This window comes from Arthrobacter sp. FW306-1B-G06A, assembly GCF_058781765.1.
On record NZ_JBYSXB010000001.1, the window covers coordinates 49,174 to 63,196 of the forward strand.

14 protein-coding genes are annotated in these 14,023 nt (G+C 64.0%); 6 read left to right on the plus strand and 8 right to left on the minus strand.

All coding sequences use genetic code 11. The features are described from left to right. Positions 1–38: 38 nt before the first annotated feature. From AC3WJM_RS00225 to AC3WJM_RS00240, 4 genes are all read left to right on the plus strand, one after another. Positions 39–674, plus strand: a complete 636-nt coding sequence (locus tag AC3WJM_RS00225; protein ID WP_284989616.1) for a LysE/ArgO family amino acid transporter — start codon at positions 39–41, stop codon at positions 672–674. An 84-nt stretch (positions 675–758) separates the two neighbouring features. Next, positions 759–1,469, plus strand: coding sequence for a response regulator transcription factor (locus AC3WJM_RS00230; RefSeq protein ID WP_059388206.1), 711 nt, complete (start codon positions 759–761; stop codon positions 1,467–1,469). 2 nt (positions 1,470–1,471) lie between these two features. Next, entirely contained in the window at positions 1,472–2,953 is a 1,482-nt protein-coding gene (locus AC3WJM_RS00235) for a sensor histidine kinase (RefSeq protein WP_306963006.1), read from the plus strand. A gap of 149 nt (positions 2,954–3,102) precedes the next feature. After that, positions 3,103–3,393, plus strand: coding sequence for a WXG100 family type VII secretion target (locus AC3WJM_RS00240; RefSeq protein ID WP_059388207.1), 291 nt, complete (start codon positions 3,103–3,105; stop codon positions 3,391–3,393). Positions 3,394–3,481: 88 nt separating this feature from the next. On the opposite strand, the gene AC3WJM_RS00245 is transcribed toward AC3WJM_RS00240, so the two are convergent. From AC3WJM_RS00245 to AC3WJM_RS00270, 6 genes are all read right to left on the minus strand, one after another. Then, the gene (locus AC3WJM_RS00245) at positions 3,482–4,585 is read right to left on the minus strand and encodes an RNase H family protein (RefSeq protein WP_492270953.1); all 1,104 of its coding nucleotides are present in this window, start codon (positions 4,583–4,585) and stop codon (positions 3,482–3,484) included. Positions 4,586–4,814: 229 nt separating this feature from the next. Beyond that, positions 4,815–6,443 carry a chaperonin GroEL gene (gene groL, locus AC3WJM_RS00250; protein ID WP_492260180.1) on the minus strand — a complete coding sequence of 543 codons (1,629 nt, stop codon included), beginning with the start codon at positions 6,441–6,443 and terminating at the stop codon, positions 4,815–4,817. Positions 6,444–6,738: 295 nt separating this feature from the next. Continuing rightward, a complete protein-coding gene (locus AC3WJM_RS00255; protein ID WP_492270954.1) occupies positions 6,739–7,995 on the minus strand; it encodes an ABC transporter substrate-binding protein in 1,257 nt (418 codons plus the stop codon). A gap of 95 nt (positions 7,996–8,090) precedes the next feature. After that, positions 8,091–8,294: a cold-shock protein gene (locus tag AC3WJM_RS00260; protein ID WP_059388209.1), complete on the minus strand. Its 204-nt coding sequence runs from the start codon at positions 8,292–8,294 to the stop codon at positions 8,091–8,093. Between the two features lie 139 nt (positions 8,295–8,433). After that, positions 8,434–9,057 (minus strand): LytR C-terminal domain-containing protein, encoded by a 624-nt coding sequence (locus AC3WJM_RS00265; protein ID WP_059388210.1) that lies wholly within the window; start codon positions 9,055–9,057, stop codon positions 8,434–8,436. Between the two features lie 49 nt (positions 9,058–9,106). After that, positions 9,107–9,442, minus strand: coding sequence for a DUF3263 domain-containing protein (locus AC3WJM_RS00270; protein WP_059388211.1), 336 nt, complete (start codon positions 9,440–9,442; stop codon positions 9,107–9,109). A gap of 136 nt (positions 9,443–9,578) precedes the next feature. Between AC3WJM_RS00270 and AC3WJM_RS00275 the strand changes: the two genes are divergently transcribed. Both AC3WJM_RS00275 and AC3WJM_RS00280 read left to right on the plus strand, forming a co-directional pair. Beyond that, a complete protein-coding gene (locus AC3WJM_RS00275) occupies positions 9,579–10,346 on the plus strand; it encodes a uracil-DNA glycosylase (RefSeq protein ID WP_284989612.1) in 768 nt (255 codons plus the stop codon). A gap of 15 nt (positions 10,347–10,361) precedes the next feature. Beyond that, positions 10,362–11,201, plus strand: coding sequence for a siderophore-interacting protein (locus AC3WJM_RS00280; protein WP_306963011.1), 840 nt, complete (start codon positions 10,362–10,364; stop codon positions 11,199–11,201). 34 nt (positions 11,202–11,235) lie between these two features. Here the strand turns inward: AC3WJM_RS00280 and AC3WJM_RS00285 are convergent, their stop codons facing one another. Next, positions 11,236–12,714 (minus strand): threonine/serine exporter family protein, encoded by a 1,479-nt coding sequence (locus AC3WJM_RS00285; RefSeq protein ID WP_284989610.1) that lies wholly within the window; start codon positions 12,712–12,714, stop codon positions 11,236–11,238. A gap of 96 nt (positions 12,715–12,810) precedes the next feature. Continuing rightward, entirely contained in the window at positions 12,811–13,884 is a 1,074-nt protein-coding gene (locus AC3WJM_RS00290) for a lipid II:glycine glycyltransferase FemX (protein ID WP_492270955.1), read from the minus strand. Positions 13,885–14,023: the final 139 nt, after the last annotated feature.

A 14,023-nucleotide genomic window follows, 5' to 3' on the forward strand; every position in this document is an offset into this window, starting at 1 on the left:
GCTGGACTAATGACGAAGGTGGAACTTAGCCTCGAAGAATGAACTCCCCCGACGTCTTCCACGCCGCCGGCTTGGGCCTCGGCACAGGCCTGGCCCTCATTGTCGCGATTGGCGCCCAAAATGCCTTCGTCCTCCGGCAGGGCATCCGCGGCGAGCATATCGGTGCGGTCGTTGCCGTGTGCGCCATCTCGGACGCCGTGCTCATCGCGGCCGGGGTACTCGGCACAGGCGCCCTGCTCGCCGCGGCGCCTGCCGCCGTCGTCGTTCTCCGCTATGTCGGTGCGGCATTCCTGGTGACATACGGCGTGATGGCGGCACGGCGCATCCTAAGGCCGCAAGCGCTCGTCTCCGCGGAACCTGGACCGTCGGGGGCCGGCCGAAGCGGACTGGCGTCAGCACTGGCGACTGTCATGGCGCTGACATGGCTCAACCCCCACGTCTACCTGGACACCGTATTGCTCCTGGGATCCGTGGCGAACGCGCAAGGACCCGGGCTGCAGTGGTGGTTCGGCGCCGGAGCCATGCTGGGCAGTATCCTATGGTTCTGTTCCCTCGGCTTCGGCGCGAAACTGCTGCGCGGATTCTTTGCGCGACCGGCGTCCTGGCGAATCCTTGACGGCGGAATTGCTGTCACCATGGTGGGACTCGGCGTCGGGCTGGCTCTCGGCAGTTAGCCCGGGCCCACAACCACGACACCCCGATAATTCTCACAACAAGCGTCCAGTCAACTCCCAGAAACTGGGAGCATCATGAATGGTATGAAAAAGAACGGCCCCGAAGCCAAGCTCCTCGTCGTCGACGACGAACCCAACATCCGTGAGCTGCTCTCCACCTCGCTGCGCTTTGCTGGCTTTGAGGTCGTTGCGGCGTCGAACGGCCGCGAAGCGCTCGCTGCCGCCGATCTTCACGCCCCGGACCTCGCGGTCCTGGATGTCATGCTCCCCGACATGGACGGGTTCACTGTCACCCGCCGCCTTCGCGCCGCCGGTAAGCACTTCCCTGTCCTGTTCCTGACTGCCAAGGACGACACGGAGGACAAGGTCACGGGCCTGACCGTGGGCGGCGACGACTACGTCACCAAGCCTTTCAGCCTGGATGAAGTGGTGGCGCGGATCCGCGCCGTGCTTCGCCGCACGCAGCCGATGGAAGACGACGACGCCGTCATCCGCGTGGATGACCTGGAGCTCGACGACGACGCGCACGAGGTCCGCCGCGGCGGCACCATCATCGAGCTGTCGCCCACCGAGTTCAAGCTGCTCCGCTACCTCATGCTGAACCCCAACCGGGTGCTTTCCAAGGCGCAGATCCTGGACCACGTCTGGGAATACGACTTCAACGGCGACGCCTCGATCGTGGAGTCCTACATTTCCTACCTCCGGCGCAAGGTGGACATTGATCCGGATGCCACTGCCTTGATCCAGACCAAGCGCGGCGTCGGTTACGTATTGCGGACGGCCGAGAAGCGCTGACTTTGTTCAACCGTTGGAAGTCGGCCTCCCTCAGGTCGCAGCTGGTCGCCATCATCATGGGGCTGCTGCTCCTTGCCTTGGCCGCCACTGGCGCCGGGACGCTGACGCTCGTCAAGAGCTACCTCCAAGGGCAAGTGGATGACAAACTCAGGGCTGCCGTCCAGATCGCCCAGCAGCAGCAGTCCTTTGCCAACCTGTCTGAGGCGAGCCCCGCCGTGCCCACGGACTATTCCCTGACGCTCTACGTCCAGGGCCAGCCGCCCTATCCGTTCGGCGGAAGCAAGACGGATCGGCCGAGCATCGCCAACATCACCCCGGGTGAGGCCAAGAACCGCAATTACGCACCCTTCCAGGTGAACGGCACCGCTGGCGGCGATTGGCGTGTGGTGGCGGTCAACGTAGTGGACAACCGGACCGGGCAGAACGCGGTGGTGATCGTAGGCCTGCCGCTGTCCCCCGTGGACCGAGTCATGGAACACGCCACGCTCGTGGTGGTCGGCGTCGGACTCTTGACCCTGGTGCTCGCGTTCTTCATCGCGACATGGACCGTTGCACGTTCCTTCCGCCCCCTCGCCCGCGTTGAGAAGACGGCGGCCGCAATCGCTGCCGGTGATCTCTCGCGTCGCGTGGATATCGAGAATCCGGTCACCGAGGTCGGCCGCCTGGGCGCCTCCCTCAACGCCATGCTCGCGCACATTGAATCGTCCTTTGCGGCGCGTGCCGCCTCCGAGGCAAGGATGCGGCGATTCGCCGCCGACGCCTCCCACGAGCTGCGCACGCCTTTGGTCACCATCCGCGGCTTCTCCGAGCTTTACCGCCACGGCGCCCTTGCCACGCCGGAAGACGTGGGTACCGCCATGGGCAGGATCGAGAGCGAAGCCAAGCGCATGGGATCCATGGTGGAAGACCTGCTGCTGCTGGCCCGCCTGGACGAACAACGGCCTTTGCAGCTCAAGCCGGTGGATCTGCACCTGCTGGCGAATGACGCCGTCGTAGACTCACTCGCAACGTCGGGCGAGCGGAAGATTTCGCTCACAGGGCTCGACGGCGGAGCGGCAGCGCCCGCCCCGGTCCAGGGTGACGAGGCCAAGCTTCGTCAGGTCCTGGGGAACCTGGTGGGTAACGCCTTGCGCTACACCCCCGAAGGAACGCCGATTGAGCTCGCCGTCGGGGTCCGGAACACGCCCGCCGGCCCGTTGTCCGTTCTTGAGGTGCGGGACCACGGCAGCGGCATTCCGGCCGAGGAACTGCCCCGGATTTTCGAGCGCTTTTACAGGGCGGACACTTCGCGCACGCGGGAAACGGGTGGCAGCGGGCTCGGTCTCGCGATTGTGGCTGCAATTGTCGGATCCCACCGCGGTACCGTCCGGGTCGAAGAGACCGACGGCGGCGGAGCCACCCTGGTTGTCAGCCTCCCCTTCCAGGACGAGCTGTCCGAGGTGCCCGAAGATGCGGGCATCGCCGAGGCGGAGATCTCCGACTAGCAGTTTTCTATGCCAGGCGGCTTGATTGAGCGAGTTGTCCACATAGGGAGACTCGGCGCTGTCCGGGCCATGTGACGGCTTCTAGGCTCGTGGTGTGGACCACAAGCCAGCCGCACCTGCGGATCTCTTTGATTGAAAGGCAACGCCCCATGAGCGTTATCTCCGTAGATACCGAACTGCTCCAGCTCAAGTCCGCCAACGTCAAGGCCACCGTGGATCGGATCAGCGCCGACGTCCAAGCGATGAAACGGGGCCTGGACGAGCTCCAAGCTACGTGGAAGGGATCAGCGGCCAACAACTTCCAGGCCCTCGTCTCGGAGTGGACGTTGACCCAGAATAAGGTGGAGGCTTCGCTCGCATCCATCAACCTCGCGCTGTCCTCCGCGGCGGCAAGCTACCTCCAAACCGAGCAAGGCAACACCCAGCGGTTCAGTTACTGACAGCTGAGCCCGGGTTCCCGGCGGTGCGGCCAATCCGCCGTCCCGCCGGGGTCCAGCCGCTTTCCAGGGTCCGGTTGCTTCTGAGCCGTTACTTCTCCGGCGTCGACTGGTGGAAGCGCAACCGCCATCGGCCGTCGTCGAGCAACCAGATCGAGCTCCGCAATGCGGAGCCTGTTCGCCCATAACTTCTATAACTGAGCAGCATGGTGTTACTGGAGAGGCGTTCAGCGGAAATTATTTCTACTTCCGCGGTTTCCCCGGGATCGCCCTCCAACGCCATCATGAGTTCGTCCCGGGACCAGACGCGTCCGGAGCTGCCAATCTCGGTAAAGTCCGGGTGCAGCAGGATCCCTGTGCGCCCGAGGTCTCCCCTAACGTCGGGCCTCAGGAGCTCCCTCTCAAGGAGAATGACCGTTTCCTCGTCCGAGCGTCCGCCGGCCTGGCCAAGGACCCCTTCGTCGTCACCAGCGAACAAAGTGGGCTCGATGAACGTCTCCTGCTCCGTGAACGCCCCCGCCGCGTTCGGCAAGGACGACCCGGTTGAGAGGTCCTGACCGCCGAACAACGTGAGGTCTTCATCCTGGGCATCCGCGTCGTCGTGGTCGTCGTCGAAAAGCGAGGGCGCCTCCATAGGCGCTGTACGGGCTGACGACGTGCCGACTGATGGCGTGCCGACTGATGGTGTGCCGACTGACAGCGCGCGGGACAAGGACCGTGCGGCTTCAGCTCCCGGATAGCCCGGCCCGGCAGGCGCGGCTATTCCCTGCTGGAACGCTGTGGCGACCGCACGCGCGCGATCGTCGGCCGCCTCGTTGAGGTCGTGGCCGGCATGGCCTTTGACCCACTCGAACGAGTACCTGCGGCCGACAATAGCCTGGTCGATGTCCTTGAGGAGATCGACGTTCAAGACTGGCTTCCCGTCCGCTTTTCGCCAGCCCTTGCGCTTCCATCCCGGCATCCACTTGGTGATGCAATTGATGACGTACTGGCTGTCGCAGAGAATCTTCAGCTCTTCATCTGGAACATGTGCCGTGGACCGGAAGAGGTCCAACACGGCCATGAGCTCGCCCTGGTTGTTGGTTCCGTGCGGCCACCCCCCGGCCCTCCAGCAAGAGTCGTTCACGTACCAGGCCCAACCGGCGGGCCCGGGATTGCCGAGGGCAGAACCATCGGCAGCAGCAATAATCGTCATGGTTTCCATCCTGCCAGACCACCCCGACACTCCTTGACCCCAGAACTGAGCGAGCGTCCGCCCAAAACCCGACACACGTGAGCGAGCGTCCGCCCAAAACCCGACACACGTGAGCGAGCGTCCGCCCAAAACCCGACATAAGTGAGCGAGCGTCGTTAAACGGCGACGACGGCCCCCACCTGAAGTGGGGACCGCCGTCGTGCGTGTGGCTGGTGGGCTACAGCGGGGGCTAGAAGCCGCCCATGCCGCCCATGTCGTCGCCGCCACCCATAGACGGAGCGTTCTTCTCCGGCTTGTCGGCAACAACGGCCTCGGTGGTCAGGAACAGACCAGCGATGGAGGCAGCGTTCTGGAGAGCCGAGCGGGTGACCTTTACGGGGTCGTTGACGCCGGCAGCCAGCAGGTCCTCGTAAACGCCGGTTGCAGCGTTCAGGCCGTGGCCCGACGGCAGGCCGCGGACCTTGTCGATGACAACGCCCGGCTCAAGGCCGGCGTTGTAAGCGATCTGCTTGAGCGGAGCGTCGATGGCAACGCGGACGATGTTGGCGCCCGTTGCTTCGTCGCCTTCGAGCTGCAGGTTGGCGAATGCCTTGGCACCGGCCTGGATGAGGGCAACGCCACCACCGGCGACGATGCCTTCTTCAACGGCAGCCTTCGCGTTGCGGACTGCATCCTCAATGCGGTGCTTGCGCTCCTTGAGCTCTACCTCGGTTGCGGCACCGGCCTTGATGACTGCAACGCCACCGGCCAGCTTGGCCAGGCGCTCCTGCAGCTTCTCGCGGTCGTAGTCGGAATCGGAGTTCTCGATCTCGGCACGGATCTGCGCCACGCGGCCGGCGATGGCGTCGGCGTCGCCAGCACCTTCGACGATGGTGGTCTCGTCCTTGGTGACAACAACCTTGCGGGCGTTGCCGAGCAGTTCGAGGGTTGCGTTCTCGAGGCTGAGGCCGACCTCCGAGGAGATGACCTGGCCACCGGTGAGGATGGCGATGTCGGCGAGCTGTGCCTTGCGGCGGTCACCGAAGCCCGGAGCCTTGACGGCAACGGACTTGAAGGTGCCACGGATCTTGTTGACGATCAGGGTGGCCAGGGCCTCGCCCTCGATGTCTTCGGCGATGATCAGCAGCGGCTTGTTGGACTGCATGACCTTCTCCAGGACCGCAACGAGTTCCTTCACGTTGGAGATCTTGGAGTTGACGATCAGGATGTACGGGTCTTCAAGGATGGTTTCCTGGCGTTCTGCGTCGGTGACGAAGTAAGCGGAGATGTAACCCTTGTCGAAGCGCATGCCTTCGGTGAGCTCAAGCTCAAGGCCGAAGGTGTTGGACTCCTCGACCGTGATGACGCCTTCCTTGCCGACCTTGTCCAAGGCTTCAGCAATGAGGTTACCGATTTCGGTGTCGCCGGCAGAGATGGAAGCCGTGGCAGCGATCTCTTCCTTGGTCTCGATCTCCTTGGCGGAGGCGAGCAGCTCGCGGATGACGGCGTCAACAGCCTTCTCGATGCCGCGCTTGAGGGACAGCGGGTCGGCGCCGGCAGCTACGTTGCGCAGGCCTTCCTTGACCAAAGCCTGGGCCAGGACGGTGGCGGTAGTGGTGCCGTCGCCAGCGACGTCGTCCGTCTTCTTGGCAACTTCCTTGACCAGCTCTGCGCCGATCTTCTCGAACGGGTCGTCCAGCTCGATCTCCTTGGCGATGGAAACACCATCATTGGTGATCGTGGGGGCGCCCCACTTCTTTTCGAGGACGACGTTGCGTCCACGCGGGCCGAGGGTGACCTTGACGGCGTCGGCGAGGATGTTCAGACCCCGCTCGAGACCGCGGCGTGCCTCTTCATCAAATGCAATGATCTTGGCCATAACGGCGGTAGTCCTTTCGGGACAGTCGTTAAGAAGGTGCCTTCACTGCGGTGCCCGCGACGGACGATCCTTCGCATTCGGCCTCTGTACGCCGCGTGCTCCGGACCTCACCCCAGCAAGGTTTTCTTTGTTCCCCCAGGCACCGCCACCATTCCATACGGCCGAAGCCGCGAAGAATTAGCAGTCAATGCTTGAGAGTGCTAATCAATAATTAGCACTCACCCGAGGAGAGTGCAAGCAGCAAGAGATCGAAACTACTCGCCACGCCATGTGAATTCGCTACGGGCACAAGCCGTCACGGAGTCCGGGAGGCTGTCTCCTTGCCACTCACCCGCGCAGTGTTGTCAGCCCCGTAGGTGAAGACCATGTAATTGGACGAGGTAACGTCCCCGTTGGCGTCGAACCCGATGGTGCCGGACTCGCCGTCGTAATCCGGGAGCTTGGCCCCCTTCAGCACCTCGACGCAGTCCTTGTATGAGGCACAAGACGTACGTTCTTTCGTTGCCGCATCGCCCGACGCCGGACGCACTCCGCCGGACACAGTGGTGAGCCAGGCCGCGATCGAGCCTCCCGCATCGTCGCCCGCCGTTGCGGCCGCAAGGGCGGCGAGAGTGACGGCGTCGTACGTCTCGGCAGCGTACGTCGTGTCCTTGAGCTTGGGGTCGATGCCCGTCAGCTCGGCTTGGAACTCCGCACTCGGGAAGACGCCCGGAAGAATTCCCCGCGCGCCGTCGAGGCCACCTGCACCGAGCGCGGTTCCGTATTGGCGGATCGCGCCGTCGCTCAAGATCAGGCTCTTGCCGCTCAGCCCCGCATTCAGGAGCTCAGCCAGGGCGCCTTGGGCGCCATCACGGGCAACCACGACGACGGCGTCCGGCGTACCGGACTTGATGCCCGCCGCGGCGGGAGCTGCTTTGCCTGCCGCGAATTCCGCATTGGACACGGCGTCCATTCCGAGGCCGCGGGCAGCATCCATGACCGCTCCCGAGACGCGCGTACCGTAATCCCCGGCTTCGTGGAGGACCGAAATGCGCTTGGCGCCGGCGTCGCGGGCAAGCTTCGCCAGGACGCTGCCCTGTGCGGCATCAGCGGCAGACGTGCGGAAGTAGAAGCCGCCATTCTTGTAGCTGCTCAGCCCCGACGCCGTGTTCGCCGGCGAGATGAGCGGAATCCGGGCGGGAGAGAGCACATCGATCGCGGCGGGCGCATGGCTCGAATCGCTCGGCCCCACGACGACGTCTGCGTGGGCGGACAACAACGCCTTGGCTTGTGCCGCAGTGTCGGCAGAGAAGGCCGCCGCGCCGGCCCCTTGGCTAGCGCCACCGCCTTCACCGGCCGCCGACGCCGGTAGCAAGTCGACGGGACGGCCCTTGTATCCGCCGGCGTCGTTGATTTGTTTGACAGCCAACTTGGCGGCAGCCAACTCGGACTCGTTGAGGAATGCGGAACCACCGGTATTGTCCAGGATCACGCCGATGCGCAGGACGCCGTCGCCGCTTGGGGTAACGGAGCTCAGTCTGGCGTTGCCGACGGGGGCGGAACATCCGGCCACTCCAAGGGCCAGTGCCGCGAAGCCTGCAAGAAGAGAAACTACCCGGGACCTGCGCGCTCCGAGGGGCCAGGACAGCCCTGTTGCCGCAACACCCACTAGATAAGCCGCACGCTTTCGGCCTGCGGGCCCTTCTGGCCCTCGCCCAGTTCAAAGTCGACGCGTTGTCCTTCTTCGAGCGCACGGAAGCCATCCATCTGGATGGCGGACCAATGCACAAAGATGTCGTCACCGGACTCATCCACGGTGATGAATCCGTAGCCCTTTTCGGCATTGAACCATTTGACGGTTCCCAAAGCCATGATCCCCACACTTTCAACTAGCAGTGGCCGGCTTCCGGGATCTCCGGGCCAGCTCACAACTACTGTAACCACAGTCACGTTGCCGTAGCGCAACCTTGGGTGCGGGTGGCCGCAATGTTATTGAGGCGTAACCGAGTTGCTATTTGTAACCGGGGCCCAGAACCACAACCACGGGCTGCTGGAACTCCGCGCTGTCCACGAGGTTGGAAATGCCCAGCAATTTGCCGAGGGCTTCGGCATTGCCCTTCTGCGCCGCGCCTTTGTAGAAGACCGACGACGTCTGCTGGGGCATGCCGCCCCAATTTGCGACAGTGGACAACGGCCATCCTCCGCCTTGCACCATGCCGGCCACACGCGCAGCCAGGCCACCGGTGGTGGTGCCGTTGTAGACCGCTACTGCCGCCGTCTTGTCCAATGGCGCCGTGGTGGGGGTCGGCGTCGGCGTGCTGGACGGAGTGTCGCCCGGGCTCGGCTGGGTGGACGGCTGGCTGGATGCCTGCGCAGAGCTGTTCGCCGAAGGTGGCGCCGCGGCGCTTTGCTTGGAAGTGTCAGCGGTGACGACGGCTTGCGGCGTCGTCGACGAGGTGAAGCCAAGCTTCGGAAGGATCAGGAAGGCAACGAGTCCTACAGCAAGTGCGATGCCGCCCAGCAGCAGCACCGGCCACAGGGCCGGCCGGGAAGCAGACGCGACGAGTCTGTGGACACCTTGCCGCGATGAGCTCTGCGGGACACGGTCGAATTCATCCCGGGCAAATTTGGTCATGGTGAAGCCTTGTCCTTGCTGCTTGCTGGCTGGGGGATCAGCGGGTGCTCTATGCGTCGGAACCGAGACGGCGCGCTGTGCGGGCCCTCTGACGTGACATACGTAGTCTACGCAATCTCTTGACCAGCATAGGATCGTGCGCCAATGCTTCCTCGGTGTCAATGAGGGCATTGAGCAGCTGATAGTAGTGGGTCGCGGAGAGATCAAAGAGTTCCCGGACGGCCTGTTCCTTGGCCCCGGCGTACTTCCACCATTGCCTCTCCAGGGCGAGCATCTGCTGTTCACGCTCGCCGAGCGGCGAATCACTGCGGAGTCCGGCGGACAGGTCTTCGAGCACCAATCCAGTTGCTTCGGACGCCATGGGTTCCCGTGCGGGTTCTGCCACGACACACTCCTTCGACGCATTGACTGAAAAATGTCCCCCGCCTATGGTAACGGGCGAATAACACCGATGTCATTTGCCCCGCCGCCTTGAGGGCCGGCGCTTTCCCCCGGACCGCCAGGACAGGGACAATGGCTGGGTGGCAGGCGAAGAAGCGTTATTTGAGCTTGAATCCGAAGATCACTCCGCCGGGTTCGAGGCACTACCCGGAATGGCCTTGGAGGATCTCATGGCGCCGGACTGGGCGGGAGCGCTCTCCGGCATCGAGGACGAGTTGCGCTCGGTGCTCGCCTTCGTGGCGGCCGAGGCCGGCCGCGGAGCGCACGTGCTGCCTGCGGCGTCCAACATACTTCGTGCCTTCCGGCAGCCGCTGGCCGACGTGAAGGTGCTGATCCTGGGCCAGGACCCCTACCCGACGCCGGGACACGCCGTCGGGCTCTCTTTCGCGGTTTCCGGACAAACACGGCCCATCCCCCGCAGCCTCTCGAACATCTACCGGGAGATGGAAACCGATCTCGGGCTCCCGCCGCGGGTCCACGGCGATCTTTCGGCCTGGACGGGCCAAGGAGTACTCCTCCTGAACAGGGTGCTCAGCGTCGCGGCCGGTGCTGCCGGCTCGCACCGGGGCAAAGGCTGGGAGGCCATCACGACGGCGGCGGTCACCGCCGTCGCCCGCCGACGAAATGCTGCCGGGCAGCAGAGTCCGCTCGTTGCGATCCTGTGGGGCAAGGACGCTGAAGCCGTACAGCCGCTGCTTGAAGGCGCCCCCGTGATCTCCTCCGCCCATCCCAGCCCGCTCTCCGCGTCGCGGGGTTTCTTCGGCTCTCGCCCGTTCAGCCGCGCCAACGCCCTGCTCCGGATGCAAGGCGCGGATCCCGTCATCTGGGAGCTTCCACCGCTGCCCTAGCTTAGGCTTGCCTACATGACATCTTTGCCCGCCACGTCGTCTGCATCCCGCAATACCCGCCCACAAGTGAACCTGACTGTGCTGCGCACGGAACAGCTTTCGCCCCACATGGTGCGGATCATTGCTGGTGGACCCGGATTTGCCGGTTATGCGAACAACGGCTTCGTGGACCGATATGTGAAGATCGTGTTCCCGCAGCCCGGCGTCGAGTATGAGTTGCCGCTGGATCTGTGGGCCATCCGCGAGACCATGCCCCGCGAACAGTGGCCGTACACCCGCACCTACACCGTCCGTTGGGTGGACGAAGCTGCGCAGGAACTGGCAATCGACTTCGTGGTCCACGGCGACGAAGGCCTTGCAGGCCCATGGGCCCTGGCGGCCCAGCCCGGGGACACACTTGTCTTCACGGGCCCCGGCGGCGCCTACAACCCGGCGCCCGACGCCGACTGGTACCTTTTCGCCGGCGACGACGCCGCGCTCCCGGCGATTGCCGCCGCGATCGAATCCCTGCCGGCCGACGCGAAGGGCCTTGCTTTCCTCGAAGTCGATAGCGACGCGGACATCCTTGACATCGCCGCTCCCGAGGGCGTGGAGCTGCGCTGGCTCCTTCGCTCCGGAGTCCCGGCCGGATCAAGCTCGATCCTGCTCGATGCCTTGGGCGAAGCCGAGTGGCTGCCCGGACGCGTAGACGTGTTTGCGCACGGTGAACGCGGCTACATGAAGGGCCTGCGCGACATCTTCTTCAAGCAGCGTGGGCTCGAGCGGTCCCAGGTATCGCTTTCCGGATACTGGGCCCAGGGGCGTGTGGAGGACGATTTCCAGGCGGAGAAGAAACTCCCTATCGGGCAAATCTAGCGGTCCTTACCGCTTGGCGGCCCAGCGGACGCGGCTAGCGCCGGCGCACGCGGCGGCGCTCGTTGCTGGCCAGTCCCTTGGTCAGTGGCCGGGCAAGGTTGTCCCCCAGCACGATTCCCGCGGCCACACCCAGCACGATTGCTCCGGCGTTGAGCATGCCTCCCGAACCCACCAGTACATCTGCTTCTTGCACCGTCAATACATACATGGAACGGAATATCTTCAGGCCCGGGAGCAGGATGAGGGCGGCCGGGACGGCGACCACGAGCTGCGGGGCTCCGAGCCTGAGCGCCACCATCCGCGCGAGCAGGCCGATGACCACGGCGGAAATCGCCGGCGAGAGCCGGTCTCCGAAACCAAGGCTGGAAGCCCCCCACAAGACGAAGTAACCCACCAAACCCACTGCCGCCGTCGGGAGCAGAAGTTTGAGCAGGGTCTGTTCGGTGATGCCGATGGCAATCACGGCTACGGCTATCAGGATGGCCTGGCCCCACAATGGATACGCCTCGGGGAATGTTTGCGTGACGTCGATCGCGACGCTGCCGATGAGGTCACCCACAACTACCGCGACGGCGATGCCCGCAACGATCGCGCCGAAGGTCAGGATCGTGGACAGGAATCGTCCGGCCGCAGTCACGGGGAATCCGTTGATGGCGTCTTGCACGGAAGAGACGAGCCGCCCGGTTGGCAACAGCAGGAGAATGCCGCCCGCCACGACGATGGACGGCGGGATGTCCGCCCCGGTCCAGTGGAGCATGAGCGCGATGAACGTGACCAGGAAGGAGCAGGCCGCTGTCACGAAGAAGTCGGGCGTGCGCCACTTGCCCAATTGCCGGGCCACGAGATTGACAAGCATGTTGGAGACGAAAGCCAGGGCGGAAGCGCCAAGTCCCCCGCCCAGGACTCCGACGAAGACAGCAGAGAAGACGCCGAACGCCATGGTGACCATCCACCGTGGGAAGGGCTTGCTGCTGCGGATAATGTCATCCAGCCGGTTCACCGCTTCCGACCTGCCTACACCGCCAGCCACGATATCCGTGACGAGTTGGTGCACCTGGGCCAGGCCTGCGTAGTTGTTGGTCCAGGAGCGAACAACCCGGAGCAGTGTGATGGGGGTCTGGTCCTTGGGCGCATAGTTGAGCGCGACCGACTGGTTGGTGATGTCCACTTCGATGTTCTTCAAGCCGAGCGCAGCCGTGACCGCGATGATGCTGGTCTCCACTTCCAGGGCACCTGCCCCGTAGCGGAACATCGTTTCGGCCATATGCAGGGCGAAGTCGATGGTCTTGCGGGCCGATGCGTCAACACCGCCCACATGGATGATGGGGTTGGCGTAGGGACTACCCGCCAGGCGGTCGACGATGCTCATGGGGGCAGTGGGAGGGTTCTCCCCCTGCACCAGCCTGCGAAGCATGCGCTTGGCGTTGACATTCTGGCGCACCTGGGATGGCTTGAGCGGCTGCGTCTTGGGCAAGCCATCCGTGTTGGGCCTGTTGTCGGGGCGGTCAGTCACGCGGGTGTTCCTCCAAAGGGCGTGGTTCCTCCATATACGGGGTAGTGCAACATGCGGTAGGCGGGGTGGCGCTGCGAGCCTTCTGGAACTGCTGGCCTAGTAGAACTGTTGACCCGTGCGACGGGTGTAGATCTGCCGTGCGATACGTTCGCCCGCAGCAGTCCAGAGCTTGTACTTCAGCGGGCTGATGACTTGGTCATAGCAGCCGACGAAGTCGGTGACGGTCTTGCTGAAGCTGGTCTTGAACAGGCCAAGTCCGTGGAACGGGTGCGAGGTGTCTTTGAGCCGGTCCGCGGGCGGAGTGCCGCAGAAATCGTACTCCGTGCAACCCAGTTCCTTGACCTGGTTGATGGCCGTCCACTGGACCAAGTGCGAATCGCCGTACTGCGCGCGCCTCTGCAGCGATCCGCCGTCCTTGTAGGTGCCTTTCCGGCCATAGTTGATGACGAAGGCTCCGACCGATGGCACACCGTTTTCAAAGACAAAGAGGAGCCTGCCCTGGCCACGCTCGATGAAGTTGGTCCAGAACTGGCGATAGTACCCGAATTCACGGACCCGCACTTGGGACTTCGCCTCAACCGTGTTAGTCATCAGCGCATACATCGAACGGAAGTTCTCTTCCGTGGGTTCCATGGTGTGCACTTCAACGCCTTCGCGGATGGCCCGGCGAACGGCGTTGCGGCCGCGGGAATGCAGGTTGCGCAGCAACTGGTTCTCCTCGGGAGAGATGTCCAGCAGGGCTGTGGAGTCGTTCGGCTGCAGGTTGGGGGTCTTGACCACTCCGGTGGCCTCGATCGCGTCCCGGGCTTCGCCACTGAGGACAATGTCCGGCTCCATCTTAACGGCGAAAACCCCGAGCTTGTCCCGCTTCACGAATTCCCGGTTTGCCTTGATGATCCCCGGAATGTCCTCGACGCCGGCAACGTCGGGGCCCTTGATGAGGTACCAGAGCTTGCCGAGCAGTGGAAAGCTCTTCTCCAGGACCAGGTTGTAGCTGCTGTAGTCCGCGGTCTCGTAGACGAGATGCAAGGGCTTCCAGCCAAAGTGTTGCTTCACGTCCGCGAAGGCCTCGGATTGGAGGAGGTTGCCGCCGTTGGGGTTGGCCGTGACGTGTTTGTCCCAGTGTTCGATTTCCTCGGCGGTGGCAAAGCGTGCGGTAAATTCTCGCAAGAGGGCCGTGTCCAATCAGTTGCGTACGTGAGGCAGCAGGCACCGGTGTGCGGCGCAGGCGTTCAGCTCCAAGTCTATCGGCCCCCACAGCAAGCTACTGCGTGGTCCGTTTCCAACGCCTTGAGCTGGGTCCCTTTCG

Excerpts from the sequence above, each read along its gene's own strand:
- AC3WJM_RS00225 (WP_284989616.1), top strand. The coding sequence starts at position 39 with ATGAACTCCCCCGACGTCTTCCACGCCGCCGGCTTGGGCCTCGGCACA.
- AC3WJM_RS00230 (WP_059388206.1), top strand. The coding sequence starts at position 759 with ATGAAAAAGAACGGCCCCGAAGCCAAGCTCCTCGTCGTCGACGACGAA.
- AC3WJM_RS00240 (WP_059388207.1), top strand. The coding sequence starts at position 3,103 with ATGAGCGTTATCTCCGTAGATACCGAACTGCTCCAGCTCAAGTCCGCC.
- AC3WJM_RS00245 (WP_492270953.1), bottom strand. The coding sequence starts at position 4,585 with ATGACGATTATTGCTGCTGCCGATGGTTCTGCCCTCGGCAATCCCGGG.
- groL (WP_492260180.1), bottom strand. The coding sequence starts at position 6,443 with ATGGCCAAGATCATTGCATTTGATGAAGAGGCACGCCGCGGTCTCGAG.
- AC3WJM_RS00260 (WP_059388209.1), bottom strand. The coding sequence starts at position 8,294 with ATGGCTTTGGGAACCGTCAAATGGTTCAATGCCGAAAAGGGCTACGGA.
- AC3WJM_RS00265 (WP_059388210.1), bottom strand. The coding sequence starts at position 9,057 with ATGACCAAATTTGCCCGGGATGAATTCGACCGTGTCCCGCAGAGCTCA.
- AC3WJM_RS00280 (WP_306963011.1), top strand. The coding sequence starts at position 10,362 with ATGACATCTTTGCCCGCCACGTCGTCTGCATCCCGCAATACCCGCCCA.